At 61.6% G+C, this 22,225-nt stretch carries 22 protein-coding genes; 14 read left to right on the top strand and 8 right to left on the bottom strand.

Annotation, left to right across the window (positions count from 1 at the left end; translation table 11 throughout):
- The first annotated feature begins 5 nt into the window (after positions 1 to 5).
- Both HNQ83_RS10640 and HNQ83_RS10635 read left to right on the top strand, forming a co-directional pair.
- Positions 6 to 974, top strand: a complete 969-nt coding sequence (locus HNQ83_RS10640; RefSeq protein WP_175388906.1) for an ABC transporter substrate-binding protein — start codon at positions 6 to 8, stop codon at positions 972 to 974.
- A gap of 146 nt (positions 975 to 1,120) precedes the next feature.
- The gene (locus HNQ83_RS10635) at positions 1,121 to 1,504 is read left to right on the top strand and encodes a VOC family protein (RefSeq protein ID WP_175388905.1); all 384 of its coding nucleotides are present in this window, start codon (positions 1,121 to 1,123) and stop codon (positions 1,502 to 1,504) included.
- Between the two features lie 3 nt (positions 1,505 to 1,507).
- Here the strand turns inward: HNQ83_RS10635 and yghU are convergent, their stop codons facing one another.
- The gene (yghU, locus tag HNQ83_RS10630; RefSeq protein ID WP_175388904.1) at positions 1,508 to 2,347 is read right to left on the bottom strand and encodes a glutathione-dependent disulfide-bond oxidoreductase; all 840 of its coding nucleotides are present in this window, start codon (positions 2,345 to 2,347) and stop codon (positions 1,508 to 1,510) included.
- A gap of 175 nt (positions 2,348 to 2,522) precedes the next feature.
- Here yghU and HNQ83_RS10625 point away from each other — a divergent pair, with 175 nt between their 5' ends.
- Positions 2,523 to 3,431, top strand: a complete 909-nt coding sequence (locus HNQ83_RS10625) for a LysR substrate-binding domain-containing protein (protein ID WP_175388903.1) — start codon at positions 2,523 to 2,525, stop codon at positions 3,429 to 3,431.
- Between the two features lie 163 nt (positions 3,432 to 3,594).
- Here the strand turns inward: HNQ83_RS10625 and HNQ83_RS10620 are convergent, their stop codons facing one another.
- Positions 3,595 to 4,512 (bottom strand): LysR family transcriptional regulator, encoded by a 918-nt coding sequence (locus HNQ83_RS10620; RefSeq protein ID WP_175388902.1) that lies wholly within the window; start codon positions 4,510 to 4,512, stop codon positions 3,595 to 3,597.
- 122 nt (positions 4,513 to 4,634) lie between these two features.
- Between HNQ83_RS10620 and HNQ83_RS10615 the strand changes: the two genes are divergently transcribed.
- From HNQ83_RS10615 to HNQ83_RS10605, 3 genes are all read left to right on the top strand, one after another.
- Positions 4,635 to 5,378 (top strand): SDR family oxidoreductase, encoded by a 744-nt coding sequence (locus tag HNQ83_RS10615; protein WP_175388901.1) that lies wholly within the window; start codon positions 4,635 to 4,637, stop codon positions 5,376 to 5,378.
- A 344-nt stretch (positions 5,379 to 5,722) separates the two neighbouring features.
- Entirely contained in the window at positions 5,723 to 6,115 is a 393-nt protein-coding gene (locus tag HNQ83_RS10610) for a GFA family protein (protein WP_175388900.1), read from the top strand.
- 7 nt (positions 6,116 to 6,122) lie between these two features.
- Complete coding sequence (locus tag HNQ83_RS10605; protein ID WP_175388899.1) at positions 6,123 to 7,913, top strand: SulP family inorganic anion transporter; 1,791 nt, start codon at positions 6,123 to 6,125, stop codon at positions 7,911 to 7,913.
- 60 nt (positions 7,914 to 7,973) lie between these two features.
- Here HNQ83_RS10605 and HNQ83_RS10600 read toward each other — a convergent pair whose 3' ends face one another.
- The 4 genes from HNQ83_RS10600 to HNQ83_RS10585 form a co-directional block, all read right to left on the bottom strand.
- On the bottom strand, positions 7,974 to 9,152 hold the full coding sequence (locus tag HNQ83_RS10600; protein WP_175388898.1) for a PLP-dependent aspartate aminotransferase family protein: 1,179 nt from the start codon (positions 9,150 to 9,152) through the stop codon (positions 7,974 to 7,976).
- The gene (locus HNQ83_RS10595; RefSeq protein ID WP_175388897.1) at positions 9,149 to 10,525 is read right to left on the bottom strand and encodes a pyridoxal-phosphate dependent enzyme; all 1,377 of its coding nucleotides are present in this window, start codon (positions 10,523 to 10,525) and stop codon (positions 9,149 to 9,151) included. The genes HNQ83_RS10600 and HNQ83_RS10595 overlap by 4 nt, the downstream gene beginning before the upstream one ends.
- Before the next feature lie 377 nt (positions 10,526 to 10,902).
- Positions 10,903 to 11,187 (bottom strand): hypothetical protein, encoded by a 285-nt coding sequence (locus HNQ83_RS10590; protein ID WP_175388896.1) that lies wholly within the window; start codon positions 11,185 to 11,187, stop codon positions 10,903 to 10,905.
- Between the two features lie 107 nt (positions 11,188 to 11,294).
- The gene (locus HNQ83_RS10585) at positions 11,295 to 11,957 is read right to left on the bottom strand and encodes a glutathione S-transferase family protein (RefSeq protein WP_175388895.1); all 663 of its coding nucleotides are present in this window, start codon (positions 11,955 to 11,957) and stop codon (positions 11,295 to 11,297) included.
- An 87-nt stretch (positions 11,958 to 12,044) separates the two neighbouring features.
- Here HNQ83_RS10585 and HNQ83_RS10580 point away from each other — a divergent pair, with 87 nt between their 5' ends.
- Positions 12,045 to 12,461, top strand: a complete 417-nt coding sequence (locus HNQ83_RS10580; protein WP_175388894.1) for a hypothetical protein — start codon at positions 12,045 to 12,047, stop codon at positions 12,459 to 12,461.
- Between the two features lie 140 nt (positions 12,462 to 12,601).
- Positions 12,602 to 13,921, top strand: coding sequence for an OprD family porin (locus tag HNQ83_RS10575; RefSeq protein ID WP_175388893.1), 1,320 nt, complete (start codon positions 12,602 to 12,604; stop codon positions 13,919 to 13,921).
- Between the two features lie 235 nt (positions 13,922 to 14,156).
- Here HNQ83_RS10575 and catA read toward each other — a convergent pair whose 3' ends face one another.
- Both catA and HNQ83_RS10565 read right to left on the bottom strand, forming a co-directional pair.
- Positions 14,157 to 15,086, bottom strand: coding sequence for a catechol 1,2-dioxygenase (gene catA / locus HNQ83_RS10570; RefSeq protein ID WP_175388892.1), 930 nt, complete (start codon positions 15,084 to 15,086; stop codon positions 14,157 to 14,159).
- A gap of 248 nt (positions 15,087 to 15,334) precedes the next feature.
- On the bottom strand, positions 15,335 to 17,020 hold the full coding sequence (locus tag HNQ83_RS10565) for a sigma-54-dependent Fis family transcriptional regulator (protein ID WP_175388891.1): 1,686 nt from the start codon (positions 17,018 to 17,020) through the stop codon (positions 15,335 to 15,337).
- A gap of 386 nt (positions 17,021 to 17,406) precedes the next feature.
- On the opposite strand from HNQ83_RS10565, the gene HNQ83_RS10560 reads away from it, so the two are divergent.
- The 6 genes from HNQ83_RS10560 (at position 17,407) to HNQ83_RS10535 (ending at position 22,101) form a co-directional block, all read left to right on the top strand.
- Complete coding sequence (locus HNQ83_RS10560; protein WP_175388890.1) at positions 17,407 to 17,661, top strand: phenol hydroxylase subunit; 255 nt, start codon at positions 17,407 to 17,409, stop codon at positions 17,659 to 17,661.
- Between the two features lie 45 nt (positions 17,662 to 17,706).
- The gene (locus HNQ83_RS10555; protein WP_175388889.1) at positions 17,707 to 18,699 is read left to right on the top strand and encodes an aromatic/alkene monooxygenase hydroxylase subunit beta; all 993 of its coding nucleotides are present in this window, start codon (positions 17,707 to 17,709) and stop codon (positions 18,697 to 18,699) included.
- Entirely contained in the window at positions 18,696 to 18,968 is a 273-nt protein-coding gene (locus HNQ83_RS10550; RefSeq protein WP_130210668.1) for an MmoB/DmpM family protein, read from the top strand. Before HNQ83_RS10555 ends, HNQ83_RS10550 begins: the two co-directional genes overlap by 4 nt.
- 47 nt (positions 18,969 to 19,015) lie before the next feature.
- Positions 19,016 to 20,533 (top strand): aromatic/alkene/methane monooxygenase hydroxylase/oxygenase subunit alpha, encoded by a 1,518-nt coding sequence (locus HNQ83_RS10545; protein ID WP_175388888.1) that lies wholly within the window; start codon positions 19,016 to 19,018, stop codon positions 20,531 to 20,533.
- 136 nt (positions 20,534 to 20,669) lie between these two features.
- Entirely contained in the window at positions 20,670 to 21,029 is a 360-nt protein-coding gene (locus HNQ83_RS10540; RefSeq protein ID WP_175388887.1) for a phenol hydroxylase subunit P4, read from the top strand.
- Between the two features lie 10 nt (positions 21,030 to 21,039).
- A complete protein-coding gene (locus tag HNQ83_RS10535) occupies positions 21,040 to 22,101 on the top strand; it encodes an NADH:ubiquinone reductase (Na(+)-transporting) subunit F (protein ID WP_175388886.1) in 1,062 nt (353 codons plus the stop codon).
- Positions 22,102 to 22,225 lie beyond the last annotated feature (124 nt).

The raw sequence follows: 22,225 nt of genomic DNA, 5'->3' as shown, positions 1-22,225 counted from the left end.
TGATCATGAACAACAGAAAGAATTGGCTGGCCTCGTTACTCGCCCTTGGTTTGCTCGTTGGCAGTGCTTCGAGCCAGGCATCAGGGTGGTGTGATTCGGGCAAGTCGGTGAAGTTTGCCGGTTTGAATTGGGAGAGCGGAATGCTCCTCACCGACATCATGATGATCGTGCTCAAGGAGGGCTACGGCTGCTCAACAGACCAGTTGGTCGGCAATACCATCATTCTTGAAACTGCCCTGGCCGCCAACGACATTCAGGTGTTCGCGGAAGAGTGGATGGAGCGCAGCGAAGTCTGGAAAAAAGCCGCGGCGGCCGGGAAGGTCGTCGGCGTGGGGGCGCCGATCATTGGCGCCACCCAGGGCTGGTACGTGCCGCGCTATGTCGTCGAGGGGGACGCCAGGCGCAAACGGCCCGCGCAGGCCCCCGACCTTCGGACAGTCGCCGACCTGAGCCAATACCCGGGCGTTTTCAAGGATTCGGAGGAGCCATCCAAGGGCCGCTTCTACAACTGTCCTGCGGGATGGATTTGTGAGCAGGACAATACCGAGATGTTGAAAGAGTATGGTCTTGAAAACACCTTCACCAATTTCCGCCCAGGCACCGGTGCGGCATTGGATGCGGCGGTCCTGTCCAGCTACAAACGCGGTGAACCGGTGCTTTTCTACTACTGGTCACCGACGCCGCTGATGGGACAGATCGATGCGATAAGACTGGAAGAAAAGGCCGGTGTCGACAAGAACGTCGTCACCATGGTCGGACTCTCCAGTGTCTTTCATGAACAGGCACCCGAGCTGGTCGCGGTCCTGGAGAAGGTCAACATTCCCATCGAACTGCTGAACCAGAACCTGGCAAGGATGACCAGCGAACGCATCGAATCGCCCAAACTGGCCAGGATGTTCCTCAAGGAACACCCGCAGGTGTGGCACGCCTGGGTCAGCGAAGACGCGGCGAAAAAAATCGACGCCACGCTCTGATTGGCGACCGGGGCAAGGAAGCCCCGTATTCGCACCGTTATCCCTTTTGATCATTCACACCACCGACCTGGCGATGATCGCCAGACCGGTCGTGTGCGGTCGAAGTTGCAAAACCCACCCACGTGTCTACCCGAGAGAGCATAACAATGAGCGTCTTCACTCATGTCACCGTCGGAACCAACGATCTGCAGAAAGCCCGGACCTTTTACGACAATGTGCTTGGCGCGCTTGGCCAAAAGCGCATCGCCGACCTGGATGACAAGGGGTCGATATGGGGTGAGAGCGCTCCCTCCTTTTTCGTCCTGAAACCCGCCAACGGTGCCCCGGCCAGCGTGGGCAACGGTGTGACCGTCAGCTTCGAGGCGCCGGATCGAGCGGCTATCGATGCCTTCCACGCCGCGGCCCTTGCCGCTGGCGGCACCTGCGAAGGCGAACCGGGGCCGCGAGGCTGGGCGCCTCATGCCTATGCCGCGTACGCCCGTGACCTCGACGGCAACAAACTGGCTGCCTACTGCTTCAAGCCTGTCTGAACCTCAGTCCAGGTCTTCGGCCAGGTGTCGCTCGGGCACCTGGCTGGCCTCATCGCCCCACGTCCGATTGACCCGCTGGCCCCGGATGACCGCGGGCCGGTTGGCGATGTCCTCTGCCCAACGCTGCACATGGGTGTACTGGTGGGCCGATAGAAATTCGGCGGCCGAGTACACCTTGTCCCGCACCAACTGACCGTACCAGGGCCAGACCGCGATATCGGCGATGCTGTAGTGGTCACCGGCCAGGTAGCGGCTTTCGCCCAGGCGGCGGTCGAGCACATCCAGCTGACGCTTGGCTTCCATGGTAAAGCGGTTGATCGGGTATTCGAGCTTCTCCGGCGCGTAGGCGTAGAAGTGCCCGAAGCCACCGCCCAGGTAAGGCGCCGAGCCCATCTGCCAGAACAGCCAATTCAGGGTCTCGGTGCGTCCGGCAGGATCGGTGGGCAGGAACTCGCCGAATTTTTCTGCCAGGTAGAGCAGGATCGAACCGGACTCAAAGACCCGGATCGGCGGTTCAGCGCTACGGTCGAGCAGCGCGGGGATCTTCGAATTCGGATTGATCTCGACAAAGCCACTGGAGAACTGCTCGCCCTCGCCGATGCGGATCAGCCAGGCATCGTACTCGGCGTCGTCATGCCCCAGTGCCAGCAACTCCTCAAGCAGGATGGTCACCTTCACGCCATTGGGTGTGGCCAGCGAATACAGTTGCAACGGATGCTTGCCGATCGGCAGTGTTTTTTCATGGGTCGGGCCCGCCACGGGACGGTTGATGCTCGCGAACTGGCCGCCAGACGGCGCATTGTTTTTCCAGACCTTGGGGGGAACGTAGGGCGCTTTGCTCACGAAATGGACCTCATGGGTGGTTGGCGGCGATCACGCAGAACGCGGACAGGCCGGCGGACGGTGGCTCAACTATGATTCAACCTCAGATATTCCGAAAATCGACTGAATGAATTTTAGATATCAAGCAAGATGATCCCTACGGCATCACGCCAGCCAACCCCACCGGCAGTGACTCATGCGCTACGACCTCAATCTTTTACCGGTTTTTATTGCGCTGATCGAGGAGCGCAGCGTCACGCGTGCGGCACTGCGCCTGGGCATTACTCAGCCGGCGCTGTCGAATGCTTTGAATCGGCTGCGTGACGCCTTGCAGGACCCGCTGTTCATCCGTGAGCGCTACGGCATCAAACCGACCCAGTTTGCGCTGGAGATTGCGCCCGTCATCGCTGAGTCCCTGGCCAGGCTTGACGAGGTCCTCGTCGGGCGTCAGCACTTTGATCCCGCGACCGCTACCCGACATTTCACCATTGCGGCCAATAGCTACGTTGAAATCGTGCTCATGCCGAGCATCATTGCCCGGCTTCGACAGTTGGCACCCGGGATAAAGATGGCCCTGATGCCGTTCGGCAGTGACCTGGCGGAAACCGGCGTGATCTCGGGAACCACCGACATGGTGCTTGGCCGCATCGTCGATCCGCCCGACAACTTGATCATTCAGCATTTGATGGACGATGGCCTGGCGTGTGTCGTGCGAGTAGACCATCCCGAGATCCAAGACACCCTGTCGCGCGAGCAATATGAGCAGCTGCGGCACGTCAACATCCAGCCACCGGGGCGACTCAGGGCAGGGTTGTTCCAGGCGCTTGAGCGCCAGGGCCTGCGACGGGAACTGGCCATTTCAGTGACGCATTTTCTGGCGGTGCCGGAGATCATCGCGGTCACCGACTATTGCGCGACCTTGCCTCGGCTCGTTTGCAATCACATCGCCAAGGACCCACGGCTAAAGGTGGTGCCGGCGCCCGTCGACCTTGGAACCTTTCCGGTGCAGATTGCCTGGCATGTTCGTTATCGCAACGATCCCGCGCACCAGTGGTTTCGACAGTTGCTGGTGGAGGTGGCAGCGGAAGTGGCCGGGAACACCTGACGTTTGATCTCATTCAATATCCAACTGTGGGAGCGAGCCTGCTCGCGAAGGGGCCAGGCCAGTCAACATGTATGTTGAATGACACACCGCCTTCGCGAGCAGGCTCGCTCCCACAGGGAATTGGGGATGCCTGCAAGAGCAAGCGTTCACCGTCCTGTCTGTGTCAGTGCTTGCTCTGCGGAAAGAGCCCCGGATCGGAGAAGCTCTTGACCAGGTGGTCGTACACCAGCCTGACGCGGGGCGCCACCGGTCCTGTCTGCGGGCGGTACATGATCAATTCGGACGGTGGCGGAGCCTCGTGTTGCATGACCTCGACCAGTCGCCCTTCGGACAGGTACGGTTCCGCCAGATAGCCGGGCATCTGCCCGAAGGCGAGCCCCGTCAGCACCAGCTCACGTTCGGTTTCGGGATCGTCGCAGGTGAATGCCGGGGAGGCGGGGAGGAACGCCTGGCCCTCGGCAAGCACCCACGGCCAGGGGCGGCCGTTGTTGCGATCCATCAGCATCGAGAGGGGTAGGCGCTTCAGCGCTTCGACGGTGTCCGGGTATTGGACGTCGTCGATGAGTGACGGCGTCGCCACGATTTTCAGCTCGACACGGGCAACCGTCCTGGCGATGTAGCGCCGGTCACGTACGGCGCCGATACGAATGCCGATGTCGATCTTGCTGGCCACGGCGTCGGTGAGTTGGTCATCAAGGCTCAGGTCGATGCTCAGGCCAGGGTTTTCCCGCATCAGCGGTTTCAGGAATTCGATCAGGTACAGCTTGCCGATGGCGTGCGGCGCGGTGATGCCGACGCGGCCGACAAGACCTTTTTCCTCGGGCTTGCTGTTGGCGATAAACAACTGATCGACCCGTTCGAGGGTTTCCCGGGCTTGTACGGCGAGTTCGGCGCCGAACGCCGTGACGTGAACCTGCCGCGTGCTGCGGTGGAACAACAGCTCCCCGAAGGTGCGTTCGAGCTCCTTGATGGCTCGCGTCACGGTTTGCGGTGAGGTGCCGAGGCGGGTGGCGGCATCACGAAAAGTCGTCGACTGCGCCGCCACCGAAAAAATGCGGATCAACTCCATGCGGTTGAGCATTGCCGTCAACTCCTGTTCCAGAAAGTGGAATTCTCAAATCCGAACTCTTCCATTTTCTGGCAGATAAAACCAGCGCATCCTGAACCCATCAACCCAAGCAAGCCTCAACAGGAGCGCTGAACATGAGTCAAAACATCCAGGGCAAAGTGGTCGTCATCACCGGTGCAAGCAGCGGTCTGGGCGAAGCAACGGCACGTCATCTGGCAGCTCTCGGCGCCCATGTGGTGCTCGGCGCTCGCCGCCAGGATCGTCTGGACGCGATTGTCCGGGAGATTACGGAGCAGGGCGGAAAGGCGATTGCCCATCCCATCGATGTCACGCGCAAAGAGGACTTGGCTGCGCTGGTCGGCAAGGCGGTGGAGGTGTTCGGTCGCGTTGATGTGATGATCAATAACGCGGGGCTGATGGCGATTTCTCCCATCGCGGAACTGCGCGTCGATGAGTGGGATCGCATGATCGACATCAACGTCAAGGGCGTGCTGTACGGCATCGCGGCAGCGTTACCGCTGTTCGAGGCACAAGCCAGCGGTCACTTCATCAACATTTCCTCGGTTGCCGGCATCAAGGTGTTCAGCCCGGGCGGATCGGTCTACAGCGGCACCAAATTCGCCGTGCGCGCCATCTCCGACGGCCTGCGTCATGAAGTCGGCGGAAACATCCGCACGACCACCATCGAGCCGGGGGCGGTCGATTCCGAACTCAAGTTCGGCAGCGGCCACCAGCCAAGCGCCGAGGTGGTGGGCGAGTTCTACAAGAAGGCGATTCCGGCGGCGTCGGTCGCACGGGCCATCGCTTACGCAATCGAGCAGCCTGCTGATGTCGACATCAACGAGATCGTCCTGCGGCCGACCTCGCAAGACTTCTGATGATTGATTAGAGCCGGTTGCGCCCTTGTCGAAAGACAAGGGCGCATTGCGGCTTAATGGTGTTCTCATACTTGCGGGCCCGATATCTGTGGCGAGGGGATTCATCCCCGTTGGGTCGCGAAGCGGCCCCAGTGCCCGCTCCAGCAGGCCGAGTCGTCCGGATTGGCGACTGCTTCGCAGCCGAACGGGGCGGTGCGACGTTTCGCTGAATCCTCTCGCCACAGAGGGTGGCGGCGCTGATATCGATGGCTGTCATCGAAAGGCACGTCGCGTTCCCTGAGGTCTATGATTGAACTGTCTCACGCACTGAGATTTCGACCGTTTGGCTGAAGAGGAGACGCAACATGGACCGATTCACCGGCGGTTGTCTGTGCGGCAACGTTCGACTTGTGGCGTCGGGACGCCCGTACCGGGTGGGTCTTTGTCACTGTCTCGACTGCCGCAAGCACCATGGGGCACTGTTTCATGCTTCGGCGATTTTCCCGGAGGAAGCGGTGACCATCGAGGGTGAAACCCGCGACTTCGCCGGGCGGTACTTCTGTCCGCGCTGCGGTTCCTCTGTTTTCGCCCGCACCGCGGACGAAATCGAAGTGAACCTGGGTTCACTCGACGCCCCTGACCAATTGAAGCCCACCTACGAAAGCTGGACGGTGCGTCGCGAATCGTGGTTGCCGGCGTTTCCACTGGCCCGTCGATACGAGCACGACCGTGACACCACAGGTCGCTTTGAGGAGTAGGTGAGCGATGAGCCAATCGGATGTTTCGCCCTCCGACCCGGAACCGGGGCGGATTGCCCGTCGGGATACCGGCGACGATCAGAACCGCTGGAGCCGCTGGCTGCCGGGATTGCTGACGTTGCGCCGATACCAGATCGCCTGGTTGCGCAACGACATCGTCGCCGGACTGGTGCTGACCACCATGCTGGTGCCCGTCGGTATCGCCTATGCGGTGGCTTCGGGGGTGCCCGGCATCTATGGCCTGTATGCGACCATCATTCCGCTGCTCGCTTACGCATTATTCGGGCCTAGCCGGATCCTGGTGCTGGGGCCGGATTCCTCGCTGGCGGCCGTCATTCTGGCGGTGGTCCTGCCACTGTCGGGGGGCGATCCGCATCGCGCGGTCGCCCTCGCGGGCATGATGGCCATCGTCTCCGGCGCCGTGTGCATCCTGGCCGGCATCGCGCGCCTGGGCTTTATCACGGAACTGCTTTCAAAACCGATCCGCTACGGCTACATGAACGGGATCGCGCTGACGGTATTGATCAGCCAGTTGCCCAAGCTCTTTGGCTTTTCCATTGAAACCGACGGGCCACTGCGAAACCTGTGGGCCATCGCCACGGCGGTGATGGAGGGGAAAACCAACTGGACCACCTTCGTGATCGGCGCATTGACCCTGGCGGTGATCCTGCTGCTCAAGCGCTATAAACGCCTGCCGACCATCCTGATCGCCGTGGTTGCGGCCACCGTCGCCGTGGGTGTGCTGGATCTCGGCACGAGCGCCGGGGTGAAGGTCCTCGGTTCGCTTCCGCAGGGCTTGCCTGCGTTTGCCATCCCGTGGATCACCACGGCCGATTTCGTTCCGGTGTTGATCGGCGGGGTTGCCGTCGCCCTTGTCTCGTTTGCCGACACCAGCGTGCTTTCTCGCGTCTATGCGGCACGGACCCGTACCTACGTGGACCCGAATCAGGAAATGGTCGGGCTCGGCATCGTCAACCTGGCGGCCGGTTTCTTCCAGGGATTTCCCATCAGCAGCAGTTCGTCGCGGACCCCCGTGGCCGAAGCGGCGGGGTCCAAAACCCAACTGACTGGCATTGTCGGTGCGCTGGCGGTTGCTGTTTTGCTATTGGTGGCGCCGGACCTGTTGCAGCATCTGCCCAACAGTGCACTGGCGGCCGTGGTGATCGCGTCCGCCATCGGCCTGATCGAAATCACCGACCTGCGGCGCATCTATCGCATCCAGCGCTGGGAATTCTGGCTGTCGATCGTCTGCACCGTCGGTGTGGCGGTGTTCGGCGCGATCGAGGGGATCGGCCTGGCCATTGTGGTCGCCGTCATCGAATTCCTCTGGGATGGCTGGCGTCCGTACTCCACGGTACTGGGTCGTGCCAAAGGCGTGCAGGGCTACCATGACATCAAGCGCTATCCCGATGCGAGCCTGATACCTGGCCTGGTCCTGTTTCGTTGGGATGCGCCGCTGTTTTTCGCCAACGCCGAGTTGTTCCATGAACGGGTGCTGGACGCGGTGGCGGCATCGCCAACCCCGGTGCGCTGGCTGGTGATTGCGGCGGAACCGGTGACCAGCGTGGACGTGACTTCCGCCGACATGTTGGCCGAGCTCGACGAAACCCTAAACGCAGCAGGCATCGAGTTGTGCCTGGCCGAGATGAAAGACCCGGTCAAGGACAAGCTCAAGCGCTTCGGGTTGTTCGAGCGGTTTGGTCAAGACGCGTTTTTCCCGACCTTGGGCGTGGCGGTAAAACGCTATCTCGCGCTGCATGCGGTGGATTGGGTGGACCCGGAAGACCAGGGCCGCTGACGCCTGTATCTCCCACCGTGCCGGGCACGGTGGGGAAGTGAGCGGTGTGTTTGTGCGTCCTTAAATCGTGGCCAACGCCTGGGCCAGATCCGCCCGCAGGTCCTCGATATCCTCGACCCCCACGGACAACCGCACCAGTGCGTCGCCGATGCCCAGTTGCGCGCGGGTGTCGGCGGGGATGGTGGCGTGGGTCATGATCGCCGGGTGTTCGATCAAACTCTCCACGCCGCCCAGGCTCTCGGCCAGGGCGAAGATCTGCACGTTTTCCAGGAAGCGCTTCGAACCGGCAAGGTCAGTGTTCAAGTCGAGGGAGATCATCCCGCCAAAACCGCGCATTTGTTTGCGCGCCAATTCATGCTGCGGGTGCGAGGGCAGGCCCGGATAGTAGACCCGCGCCACCTGCGGCTGACGTTCCAGCCATTGCGCCAGTTCCAGTGCATTGCTGCAGTGGCGCTCCATGCGCAGCGCCAGGGTCTTCACGCCGCGCAGGGTCAGGAAGGCGTCGAACGGCCCGGCGATGGCGCCCACGGCGTTTTGCAGGAAGCCCAGGCGCTCGGCCAGTTCGGCGTTCTGCCCGACCACGGCGATGCCGCCGATCACGTCGGAGTGGCCGTTGAGGTATTTGGTCGTCGAGTGCAGCACGATGTCGAAACCCAGCTCCAGCGGCCGCTGAATCCAGGGGCTGGCAAAGGTGTTGTCGGCCACGCAGATGATGCCGCGGTCACGGCAGGTGCGGGCGATGGCGGCCAGGTCGGTGAGGCGCAGCAGGGGATTGCTCGGCGTTTCGACCATCACCATGCGGGTATCGTCCTGCAACGCGGCTTCGAAGGCGCCCGGGACGGTCAGGTCGACGTAGCTGAAACGGTGCCCGGCGCTGCGCTGGCGCACCTTGTCGAACAGGCGGAAGGTGCCGCCGTACAGATCGTTGCCGGAAACAACGTGCGAACCGGCATCGAGCAGTTCGAGCACGGCGGAGATCGTCGCCAGCCCCGAGGCGAAGGCGAAGCCCCGGGTGCCGCCTTCGAGGTCCGCCACACAGCGCTCCAGGGCGAAACGGGTCGGGTTGTGCGAGCGTCCGTAGTCGAAGCCCTTGTGCACCCCGGGACTGTCTTGCAGATAGGTGGAGTTGGCATAGATCGGCGGCATCAGCGCCCCGGTGGTCGGGTCCGGGGTCTGGCCGGCGTGGATCACCCGAGTGGCGAAGCCGCGTGGGGCGGCGTTTTTATCAGGCTGACTCATGCAAGGGTTCTCCGTAAGTGATTGAGCATGTCGACCCGGGTAATCAGGCCGTGGAAGCCCGAGGCGTCGGCGATGATCGCCACCAGCCCGCGGTCGAGTACGTCCTGCAGTTGCGCCCGGCTGGCGTCGGGAGGCAGGGTTTGCAGTTTGTCGGTCATGGCGCTGGTCACGGTCATGCGGAAGTGCGCCTCGCCGTTCTGCACGTTGAGCAGAATGTCGGATTCGTCGATCACCCCGACCAGTTGCTTGCCGCCGACCAGCACCGGCAGTTGCGACACATCCGCCAGGCGCATGCGCTGGAACGCGGTGAGCAGGGTGTCGTCCGGGCCGACGCTGATCACCCGGCCATCCTCGAAACGCCGTGCGATCAGGTCGCGCAGGTCGCCATAGTGTTTGCTCGCCAGCAGGCCCTGATCGGACATCCACTGGTCGTTGTAGACCTTCGACAGGTACCGGGTGCCGGTGTCGCAGACGAAGCTGACCACCCGTTTCGGCTCGGTCTGTTCGCGGCAATAGCGCAGCGCCGCCGCCAGCAGGGTGCCGGTCGACGAACCGCCGAGAATGCCTTCGGCGCGCAGCAGTTGGCGGGCGTGATCGAAGCTCTCCTCGTCGTTGATCGAATAGGCGTGGCGCACGCTGGACAGGTCGGCGATCGACGGAATGAAGTCCTCGCCAATGCCTTCCACGGCCCAGGAACCGGGGGTGCCTAGGGTGCCGCTGCGGCTGTATTCGGCCATCACCGAACCCACCGGGTCGGCCAGCACCATTTCCAGGTCGGGTTGTACCCGCTTGAAGAACCGGGTCAGGCCAGTCAGGGTGCCGGCCGAACCGACGCCGACGACAATGGCGTCCACATCATGTTGGGTCTGCGCCCAGATCTCCGGCGCGGTGCTGTATTCGTGGGCCAGCGGGTTGGCCGGGTTGTTGAACTGATCGGCGAAGAAGGCATCGGGAGTTTCCGCGGCCAGACGCGCGGCGACGTCCTGGTAGTAATCGGGGTGGCCCTTGCCGACATCGGAACGGGTGATGTGCACCTCGGCGCCCATTGCCTTGAGGTGCAGGACTTTTTCGGTGGACATCTTGTCCGGCACCACCAGTACCACGCGGTAACCCTTGGCCCGGCCGACCAGCGCCAGTCCCAGGCCCGTGTTGCCGGCGGTGGCTTCGACGATGGTGCCGCCGGGCTTGAGACGGCCATCGCGTTCGGCGGCGTCGATCATCGCCAAACCGATGCGATCCTTGATCGAACCGCCGGGGTTCTGTGATTCGAGCTTGAGAAACAGGGTACAGGGACCGGTATCGAAACGGCTGACACGCACCAGCGGCGTGTTACCGATGAGTTCGAGCACGGCAGGGCGGGAGTCGTTCGGCATGTCGTCACCTCGCTGCTTGGATCCTCGGTGGATTGCCATCAACCTTCAACGCATGGGTTGTGGCAATGCTTCGTCTGGACCATAGGCCCGGATCGCCACCCGCGCAACCGGCCCGGCGAAAGTCCCCCCGATATTGGGGAATTTCCCTGTGATGGGTTGGCTTTACGGGGCAACAGAAAAATCCTGTGGGAGCGAGCCTTTGTGGCGAGGGGATTTATCCCCGTTGGCTGCGCAGCAGCCCCGAAATCGAAAGCCACTGCGTATCAGATACTCTGCGGACGATGGTTTTACGACTGCTTCGCAGCCGAGCGGGGCGGTGCGACGTTTCGCTAAATCCCCTCGCCACAAAGGCTCGCTCCCACAAGGGAGGGGGGGTGTTAGAGCGTGGCCGTGATCATGACCAGATTGAGTTGCTGCATGAACTCGGTGATGGTCGTCAGCCCCCCGGCTTGCATGGTCGCCATGATCATTGCCTGGTTCGGCGTGAGGGCCAGGACGGCCAGGGGCTGAATGTCCGGCATGACCTTGTCGGCAATGCCGATGGCGCTGAAGGTGGCCGCCGTGACCAGCGCCGCCGCGGCGGCCACGAACACCGCGGCCATGACGATCACGATAGCCGCCAGTACAGCCAACACCACTGCCAGCGTTGCTTGCCCCGCCATGCGTACCTCCAGCGATTCCACCAATGTGGGTGTTTACCCTTCAGCGAAATCAGCTAAAGCAAAGCGCGGGCCAAGCGTCGGGCGGCCTCGATCAAGTGGTCTGGCGGCTAGCGAAACCGTTCAGGAATGGCCTCGGCATAGGGGTAGTAGGAAAACCAGGGCCTGGCTTCCTTGATGACCTGCTGGAACGACGGTCGCTGGGTCAAACGCTCGAAGTACGCACTCAGGTTCTGGCAGCCGGCGGGGAAGGGCACGAGGGTGCTGGCATAGAACAGGGCCGGGGCGGCGGAGCAATCGGCCAGGCTGAAGTCCGGGCTGGCAACCCAGGTTCTGTCCTGTAGCTGGCGCTCGAGCAGGGTGTAGGCGGTCAGCAGGGCGGTGCGTTGTTTGGTCAGGTCGCCGTGGGTGGCGTACAGGCGATCGGCGACGATCTGTTGCATCGGCTCCTGGACGTGGCAGTCGAAAAAGCGGTCCCACAACCGCACCTGCAACGCCGTGTCCCAATCGTCGGGAATCAGCTGATGCTGGCCGACATACAGCTGGTCCAGGTACTCGATGATGACACTCGATTCCGGCACGTTGCGCTGCCGGTCGTGATCACGGATGACCGGGAATTTGCCGATTGGCCACAGCGAACGAAGCTCGGCCCGGTCGGCCTCATTGGCCAGGTCGATGATGCGCTTCTCGAATGCGATGCCGTGTTCGTAGAGCGCGATCAGGACCTTGTGGCAGAAGGATGAGAGGGGGTGGTAGTACAGAGTCAGGGGCATCTTGCTTTTCCTCGGTACGGGGGGTGAAAAGCAGTATCGACCATCGTTGGGCAGGGCGCGATGTTTGATGCGGGCAGGAATGAGTCGATGAAAACCCGATGGCAGGATTTTCAATTACGTCGGCAATTCGTATCTCTGCGCGACAAGCCTTATCCCTCTACGAAAACTACTTTCATCTTGTTTGATAATCGCTTCCTGAAATGTTTTAAGAGTTTCACGAGTTTTGACGTCGGCCTGATGGGTGGTGAAAAGCAGGGGGGGTGCCGATCCATTGTGGGAGCGAGCCTGCTCGCGAAGGCGGTGTGTCATACAGCACAAATGTTGGCTGGCATGGCCCATTCGCGAGCAGGCTCGCTCCCACATTTGGATCAGGGACATATCTGTGAGGGGTGGGGCGGCTGTCAGGCCGTCATCGCGGGCAAGCCACGCTCCCACAGGGGATTGAATGCACCCGTAACAGCCAGGTCGGCTGTCAGGCTGCCGCGCTTTGGCTCTCCAAAGTGACCCGCCAATCCATAAATGCGCACGCCGCTAGAAAACAAAAAAACATGACACCCATGTTCATTCATCGGGCGCGGAATTTTGCGCGCCCGAATTAGCAACGAAACACCCAAATAACGATAAGAAATTCCCAGGAGCCCCGTATGTTCAAACGAGCAATTCCCACTGCGATTCTTCTAGCCACCGGCTCGGTGTGCGCCCAGGCCGCCGATACCCACGGCTTTTTCGAAGACAGCAAAGCCACACTGTCGATGCGCACCCTGTACTTCAACAGCGACAACCGCGACGGCACCGCCGCCCCGTCGAAAACCGAAGAAACCGCCCAGGGCTTCGTGTTGCGCTACGAATCCGGTTTCACCCAGGGCGCGGTCGGTTTCGGCCTCGATGCCCAGGCCCTGCTCGGCGTGACGCTGGACAGCGGAAAAGGGCGCCACGTCGGCAGCGGCATGATCCCGTCGGACGGTGACGATGCCGCCGACAGCTGGAGCAGTTTCGGCCCGACCGCGAAGATGCGCATCAGTAAAACCGAGTTGCGCTACGGCACGCTGTTGCCAAAACTGCCGATCCTGATTTCCAACGATGCCCGCGTGTTGCCGCAGTCGTTCACCGGCACCCAGGTCACTTCCAAAGACATCGATGGCCTGACCTTGACCGGCGGTTTGCTGGAGCAGGCCGTGGGGCGTGCCTCGACGGATCGCACCGGTCTGTCGGTCGCCGGCGCCACCCGGGACAGCAACAAGTTTTACTTCGCCGGCGGCGACTATGAGGTCACCAAAAACCTCAAGGCCCAGTACTACTTCGCTCAGCTGGAGGATTTCTACAACCAGAACTTCTTCGGCCTGACCCACCTCTTGCCCATCGACAGCACCAGTTCGATCACCACCGACCTGCGTTACTTCCGCACCACCTCGAGCGGTGCCAACAGTTCGGCCGCTGGCCGGGCACAAGGCTATCGGGTGTCGGGTTACACCGAAAACAACGACGGTGAAATCGACAACAACACTTGGGCCGCGATGATCACCTATGCCAATGGCGGTCACGCGGTGGCGCTGGGGTATCAACAGGTCGGGGATGGCAGCAACTTTGTCCAGCCCAACCAGGGCAGCCTGCCGGATAAAGGCGCCGGTGGCGGCAGCGTCTACCTGCCTACTGACCGCATGATCCAGAGCTTCACCCGGGCGGGCGAGCAGACCCGTTTCGGTCAGTACACCTATGACTTCGCGGCGCTGGGCGTGCCGGGGCTGAGGGCGTCGATCGCCTACCTCAAAGGCACCGGGATCAAGGTACAGAACAGCGGGGATCAATCGGAATGGGAGCGCGACATGACCCTGGACTATGTGATTCAGTCGGGTACGTTCAAGAACGTCGGCTTCTCGTTGCGTAACGGCCAGTCGAACACCGATGCGGGCCGGGATGTCGATCAGAGCCGGTTCATCATCAACTATGCGATTCCGTTGTTGTAAAGCGTGTGCAGCTGTCGTGTGAAACGAGGCTGCAAAAAAATCGCAGCCTGCAGTAGCCCCTGCGGGAGTACGCATTCCCCTGTGGGAGCGAGCTTGCTCGCGATGAGGCCGGCACATTCAACATCAGCAGTGCCTGACACGCCGCCATCGCGAGCAAGCTCGCTCCCACAGGTCCCGCGTCTGTACGCAAAATCAAAAGATCGCAGCCTGCGGCAGCTCCTACAGGGGGCGTGCTTCAGGATTCCAATGCACGCACCCGCTGGCGACGGCTTTCATCGCCAGCGTCGCGGCTCGGATGCAGGGTGAAGTCGAAAGTGATTTCTGCGAACCGCCCCTCGACACCTTTCTCCTTGCACGCAGCCGGATCGTCGTTGAAGCGGATGTCGGCGATCAACTCATCCCGCGTGGCATAGGCAAAATCGTCGTGCAGGTATTGGTCGCCCGCCAGGTTGATCTGCGTGGTCAGGTGGCGGTAACCCGGTGCGCTGAGAAAAAAGTGGATATGCGCCGGGCGCTGGCCATGGCGACCAATGCCGTCCAGCAGTTTCTGGGTCGGGCCATCCGGTGGGCAGCCATAGCCGCTCGGCACGATGCTGCGAAAGCGGTAGTTGCCCTGGTCATCGGTGACGATCCGGCGACGCAGGTTGAACGCCGACTGATTGGGGTCGAAGTACGAATAGTTGCCTTGGGTGTTGGCGTGCCAAACGTCCACCACTGCGCCCGCCAGCGGTTGCCCCGCCAGATCGAAAACCCGACCCTGCATGAACAGCACCGTGCCCGCATCCTGCCCGTCGTCCAGCCGCGCTTCATGCTCGGACAACGGCGCGCCCGCGACATACAGCGGGCCTTCGATGGTCCTCGGCGTGCCGCCGTGAATGCCGGCCTGCTGATCCTTGGCATCGAGCAACAGGTCAAGGTAATGCTCAAGGCCCAAACCGGCGGCCAGCAAACCGGCCTCACCGCGGGCACCGAGTTCGTTGAGGTAATTGACCGCCGTCCAGAATTCCTCGGGGCTGATCTGGTGGATCTCGATGATTTGCACGGTGTGCTGGAGGATGGCATTGACCACCACCTTCAAGCGCGGGTTACCCGCGTGGTGGGTCAGGCCGCTGGCCTCGTCGAGGAATTGCCGGGCAGCTTCGGTGTGGGACAGTTTCACGGTCATGGGGCAGGCTCTTGTTGTGGTTGAAGGCAGTGCTTCAAGTCATAGCAAGCTGGGTGCCAATGCGTGAGTGAACCCTGTCTGTCACCCCTGTGGGAGCGAGCCTGCTCGCGAAAAGCTCAATGGCGCCGCGGGGGGACTGACTCTACGCGTCTTCGTTCACGACCTTCGCGAGCAGGCTCGCTCCCACAAAAAAAACAGGCCGGCGTTGAGCAAATGATCAGTGCCGGCCAGGAGGGTTATTCAAATGATCAACCCGTGGGGGATTTCTTCAAGCGGTAAGCCAGCGCAGGACGGGTGATGCCCAGCAGGCGCGCCGCTTCCGAGACGTTCTGCTGGCTGCGTTCCATGGCCGCATGAATCAACGCATCCTCCACCGAGTCCAGGGCGATGCCACTGTCGATGATCCGGTCGACCCAGTCCTGGCCGGGCGTCGACGTTGATTTGACCAGCCGCCCGTCACTGGCCAGGCCAATGCTTTCGGCCTGTTGCGGTGAGTGCGGGAAGAGGGCGTCGACGGTGATGCTCTGGTTCTCGTCGGTGATGATCACGCCGCGTTCCATCAGGTTTTCCAGCTCGCGGATGTTGCCGGGCCAGTCGTAGTGCAGGCACATCTGCAAGGCCCGGTCAGACAGGCCGAGGGTCTTTTTCTTGTAGCTGGCGTGGAGTTTTTCCAGGAAGTGCTCGATCAGCAGCGGGATGTCTTCGCGACGGTCACGCAAGGCCGGGATACGCACCGGGAACACGTTCAGGCGATAGAACAGGTCGGCGCGGAAACGGCCTTGCTTGACGGCGTTTTCGAGGTCCTCGTGGGTGGCGGTGATGACGCGCACGTCGACCTTGCGGGTCTGCGAATCACCGACTCGTTCCAGTTCCTGTTCCTGCAACACGCGCAGCAGCGTGGCTTGGGCGCGAGGGCTCAGTTCGACGATTTCATCGAGGAACAGCGTGCCGCCATTGGCCCGCTCGAAGCGGCCCATGCGTGACTGCTGAGCGCCGGTGTAGGCGCCTTTTTCCACGCCGAACAGTTCGGCCTCGATCAGGTCCGCCGGGATCGCGGCGCAGTTCAGCGCGATGAAGGGCCCGCCCGCACGTTCGCTGCGCAGGTGCAGGCTGCGGGCGATGACTTCCTTGCCCACGCCGGTCTCGCCCAGCAGCAACACCGACGCCTTGCCCAGGGCCACCTTGTCGATCAGCGCGCAGGTGCGGCGATAGATCGCCGACTGGCCGATGCCGTAGAACTTGCCGGCCTCGATCTGCAAGCGCTGGCGCATGTTCGCCACCTGCACTTGCAACGCTTGCAGTTCGTCGATGATCGGGTCGCTCTGGAAGTAACGCATGATCTCTTCGGCATCGTCCCATTGCTCGGCCGGTTTGCCGATGATCCGGCATTGCGCATCACCGCAACCGCGACAGCTGACCTCCTTGTAGATGATCTGCCGTCCGAGAAAAAACGAGCTGTAGCTGATGGCATAACCGAGCAGCATCCAGCACACAGGTTGCTCGGAATGCAGGTTCTCGCTCTGGCAGTTTTCCACTTCGAAGGAGTCCTGCCATTCGATGTCGGCGTAGAACTGGCCGTTCTCCAGATCGATATCGATTGCCTGCGGGCGGACATTGACCATGCCCTTGAGCGAGTGCAGTTGCGGACCGGTGAAGAACATTTCGACATCGGTGCCATGGGGCCGCAACTTGCGCGCCAGTTCCGCGTCCTTGAGCCCGGACTGATAGCCCAGGCGCAGGAAAAAACCCTTGGCGCGCTCGACGCCGAGCATCTCGATCAGTTCGCGTCTGAAGGACGCCATCATCGACACCTGGATCAGCAGCATGCGTTGCTCGTCCAGCCAGATCTTTCCCTCGGACCCGTGAAAGCGAACCTGATCACTCAGATCCTTGAGTGACGGCGGGAGCTGGGAAGCCTTGTACGTGGTGATCATTCACTGCGCCCCTGGGGTTGTAGTTATTGGGGGGGGGGGGTGACGCGTACCGCTCAGGCAATGGCGGTTTTTTACGCATCATTAGCGACCGGTTTTTCAAGCAAGGCAAGGTCGTTTTCTCTTTTTCTAAGCGGCCTGAAAGTGGGCGAAAAGTCAATCGCCGTGTGATTGGTTCATTTGATCGAAGACGCTGGAGGCGATTAAGCAAATGATCAATTTGTCGGTCCGTGGAGCGGGCTTCTTAGCGGAGCTGGGTCACTCGCTTGTCATCAGTTCGCATCGCAACTGACTGTTTTTAAACGAATAAAAAATCAATTCCAGACGATTTTCCAACGCTGGCACCCTTGTTGCTCCGTACCCCGACCATAACAAGGGAGTACCCGAGCATGAGCCAACCTGCCACCCACTTCGACCAGATGCCGCGCTACGTCCGCGTCCGCAGCGGACCTGATGACACCTTCGTCGAATTCGATTTCGCCATCGGCTTTCCCGACCTGTTTGTCGAGCTGGTATTGCCGCGCAAGGCGTTCCTCCAGTTTTGCGAAGTCAACCAGGTGCAGCACATGGACACGCAGATGTGCGAGGCCCTCGACGCCGATGCGCGCAAGTGGCGCTACGGCGAAGGCCGCGACGCGGACTGAGCCATCCACCGTACCCACAGAACAATAACCACAGGAGTCCACTCCATGAGTGTCGAGATCAAGACGACCACCGTCGAGACGATCCGCAACACCTTCAGCCACACCCGTCGCCGGTTTGGCGACAAGGTCGCCAGCCGTTATCAGGAAGCCAATTTCGACCTGGAATCGGCCACCAACTTTCATTACCGGCCGCTGTGGCAGCCGGACAAGTTGCTCAATGACGCCACACGTACCGCGGTGGTCATGGCCGACTGGTACGCGGTCACCGACCCACGCCAGTACTACTACGGCGCCTACGTCCAGGCCCGGGCCAAGATGCAGGAAAACGCCGAGCACGACTACGCCTTCTGCGAGAAGCGCGACATGCTTGCCGGCCTGTCCAGCGCCAATATCCAACTGATCAGCCAGTTGATGTTGCCCCTGCGCCACGCCGAGATGGGCGCCAACATGAACAACAGCAACATCGCTGCTGACGGCTTCGGCACCAGCGTCACGCAGATGCACATGTTCCAGGCCATGGACCGTTTGGGCATCGCCCAGTACCTGTCGCGGATCGGCCTGATGCTTGATGACGGCGACGTGTTGCTGCTGGCCCAGGCCAAGCAGCAGTGGCTCAACGATCCTGCGTGGCAGGGCCTGCGCCGCTACGTCGAGGACACCCTGGTGGTGCGCGACTGGTTCGAACTGACCGTCGCCCAGAACCTGGTCAGCGACGGCCTGGTGTACCCGCTGCTGTTCCACAAACTCGACGAGCAACTGTCGGCCAACGGCGCCGGCCAGGTCGGCATGCTGACCGAGTTCATGCGCCTGTGGTTCGCCGAGAGCCAGCGCTGGGTCGACGGCTTGCTCAAGACCGTGGTCAACGAAAGCCAGGCCAACAAGGACCTGGTTCAGGGCTGGATCGATCACTGGAGCCAGCGCTCGGTCGAGGCCCTGCGTCCCCTGGCCGGGTTGGGTCTCGATGAGTCGGCGCTGGATGCCGTGTGCACCGAGTTCGCCGCCCGCCTGAAGAAAATCGGACTTGGAGCACGCCCATGACTTCCCTCGTTTACATGAACCTGCAGGACACCGACTACGCCCGCTCGATCGTCGACGCCATCGTGCAGGACAACCCCCATGCCGAGATCCAGCACCAGCCTTCGATGATCCGCATCGAGGCCGAGGGCCGGCTGGACATTCGCCGCGACACGGTCGAGCAGCTCACCGGCAGCCCCTGGGACATCCAGGAAATGCTGATGTACGTGATCACCCTGGGCGGCAACGTCGTGGAAGAGGACGACAGCTTTTCCCTGTACTGGAACAGCTGATCGAGCCTGTAGCCAATGATCCATAACAAGAATTCGGGAGCGCCATCATGGCCGTGAAAAAACGCCTCAATGCCAAAGAAAAATACCGCTGCATGACCCGTGACCTGGACTGGGAGCCAAGCTACCAGACTCACGAGGACATCTATCCTCACGAGCGCTTCGAGGGGATCAAGATCACCGATTGGGACAAGTGGGAAGACCCGTTCCGCCTGACCATGGACACCTACTGGAAATACCAGGCCGAGAAAGAGAAGAAGCTCTACGCGATCTTCGACGCGTTCTCGCAAAACAACGGCCATACGACCTTGTCCGACGCCCGTTATGTCAACGCGCTGAAGCTGTTCCTGTCCGGTGTGACACCGCTGGAGTACCAGGCCTATCAAGGCTTCGCCCGGGTCGGCCGACAGTTCAGCGGCGCCGGTGCGCGGATCGCCTGCCAGATGCAGGCCATCGACGAACTGCGCCACGTGCAGACCCAGATCCACGCCATGAGTCACTACAACAAGCATTTCAACGGCCTGCATGACTTCGCCCACATGCACGACCGGGTGTGGTTTCTCTCGGTGCCCAAGTCGTTCTTCGAGGATGCGCGCACGGCGGGCCCGTTCGAGTTCCTCACGGCGATTTCGTTTTCGTTCGAGTACGTGCTGACCAACCTGTTGTTCGTACCGTTCATGTCGGGCGCGGCCTTCAACGGCGACATGGCCACGGTGACCTTCGGTTTCTCCGCACAGTCCGACGAAGCCCGACACATGACCCTGGGCCTTGAGGTGATCAAGTTCCTGCTGGAGCAGCACGAAGACAACGTACCGATCATCCAGCGCTGGATCGACAAGTGGTTCTGGCGCGGATACCGCCTGCTGACGCTGGTGGGGATGATGATGGACTACATGCTGCCGAACAAAGTCATGTCCTGGTCTGAAGCCTGGGGCGTGTATTTCGAAGAGGCGGGCGGGGCGCTGTTCAAGGACCTGGAGCGCTACGGCATCCGTCCGCCCAAGCACGTTGAAGAAGCCAATATCGGCAAGGACCACGTCAGCCATCAGGCCTGGTCGATCTTCTACCAATACAGCCAGGCCACCAACTTCCACACCTGGATGCCCACCGACGAAGAGCTGGACTGGCTGTCGTCCAAGTACCCGGACACCTTCGACAAGATCTATCGCCCACGCTACGAACACTGGCGTGCGCTGCAAGAGAAGGGCGAGCGTTTCTACAACCCGACCCTGCCGATGCTCTGCCAGATCTGCCAGATCCCGCTGTCGTTCGGCGAGCCGGACGACCCGACCACCCTCAGCCATCGCAGCGCCGAACACGAGGGCGAGCGCTATCACTTCTGCTCCCAGGGCTGCTGCGACATTTTCGAGTACGAGCCGACCAAGTACATCCAGGCCTGGTTGCCGGTTCACCAGATTCTGCAGGGCAACTGCGGTGGCGGCGACGTCGAGTCGGTGGTGCGCGACTACTACAACATCAATCCCGGCCAGGACAACTTCGAGTACCTGGGCTCCACCGAGCATCGACGCTGGCAGGACTGGCACCCCAATGTGCGCAAGGCCGGCTGACGCAACCGATATCCATTGTGGGAGCGAGCCTGCTCGCGAAGGGGCCATGTCAGTCGACATGTGTGCCGAATGACACACCGCTTTCGCGAGCAGGCTCGCTCCCACAGTTCAACCGACAAAAATAAGGAAAAAGATCATGCCCGTGACTGCCATCGGCGCCTACAACGCCCAACCCCTGGACCGCCAGGACAACTTCCACGGCCTGCAACTGGTGTACCTGTGCTGGGAAAAACACCTGATGTTCTGCGCGCCGTTCACCTTTCCACTGCCGCGGGCCATGCCGTTCGGCGACTTCATCGAGCAGGTGGTCAAGCCCTCGATCGCCCGTCACCCGGACGCGGCACAGGTCGATTTCAGCCAGGCGCTGTGGCGCCTCAACGACCGGCCGTTCACCCCGGACAACGCGGCAAGCCTGATCGCCAACGGCATTGATCACAAGAGCCTGCTGCACCTCGACACCCCAGGCTTGAACGGCATTGCCGGCAGCTTCAACTGAGGACAGGGCCATGAGTTACCAAGTCACCATCGAACCCACTGGCGAGCAGATCGAAGTGGAAGAGGGGCAAACCATTCTCCAGGCCGCGTTGCGCCAGGGGGTCTGGTTGCCGTTTGCCTGCGGCCACGGCACCTGCGCCACGTGCAAGGTCCAGGTGCTGGAAGGCGAAGCGGACCTCGGCGCGGCCTCGTCCTTTGCGCTGATGGACATGGAGCGTGACGAAGGCAAGGTGTTGGCGTGCTGCGCGATCCCGCAGAGCGACATGGTGATCGAGGCCGACATCGATGCCGATCCGGATTTCCTCGGGCATCCGGTCGAGGATTACCGGGCGGTGGTCAGTGCGCTGGTTGACCTGTCGCCAACCATCAAGGGCGTACACCTCAAGCTGGATCGGCCGATGGCCTTCCAGGCCGGGCAGTACATCAACCTGCAATTGCCCGGCATCGAGGGCACGCGGGCGTTCTCGCTGGCCAATCCACCGAGCCGTGCCGATGAAGTCGAACTGCATGTGCGGCGGGTCGACGGCGGGCTGGCCACCGGCATGATTCACGATGAGTTGAAGGTCGGCGATACGGTGGATCTCTCGGGACCCTATGGGCAGTTCTTCGTCCGTGGCTCGCAAAGCGGTGACTTGATTTTCATTGCTGGCGGCTCGGGTCTGTCGAGCCCGCAGTCGATGATTCTCGACTTGCTGGAGGCCGGCGACACCCGACAGATCGCTCTGTTCCAGGGCGCCCGCAACCGCGCCGAACTGTACAACCGCGAACTGTTCGAGGCCCTGGCCCGGGATCACGCCAACTTCACCTACGTGCCGGCGCTCAGCCAGGCGGTCGAGGATGCCGAATGGACCGGCTTCAAGGGCTATGTGCATGACGCGGCCAAGCAGCATTTCGACGGCCGTTTCAGCAGCCGCAAGGCCTACCTGTGCGGGCCGCCGGTGATGATCGACTCGGCCATTACCTGCCTGATGCAGGGACGCTTGTTCGAACGCGACATCTTCATGGAACGCTTCTACAGCGCCGCCGATGGAGGCGAGTCGACCCAGCGTTCGGCGTTGTTCAAACGTATCTGAGTACCTGCAAACCTGAGACCACCGCAGATCCACTGTGGGAGCGAGCCCTTGTGGCGAGGGGATTTATCCCCGTTCGGCTGCGAAGCAGTCGTGAAACCATTGTGTGCGGTGTACCTGACACACA

The organism is Pseudomonas sp. C2B4 (assembly GCF_013359695.1).
In the GTDB taxonomy this organism is placed as follows: Bacteria; Pseudomonadota; Gammaproteobacteria; order Pseudomonadales; family Pseudomonadaceae; genus Aquipseudomonas.
The sequence above is the reverse complement of the archived record's forward strand: the minus strand, read 5'-3'. Positions and strand labels throughout refer to the sequence as shown.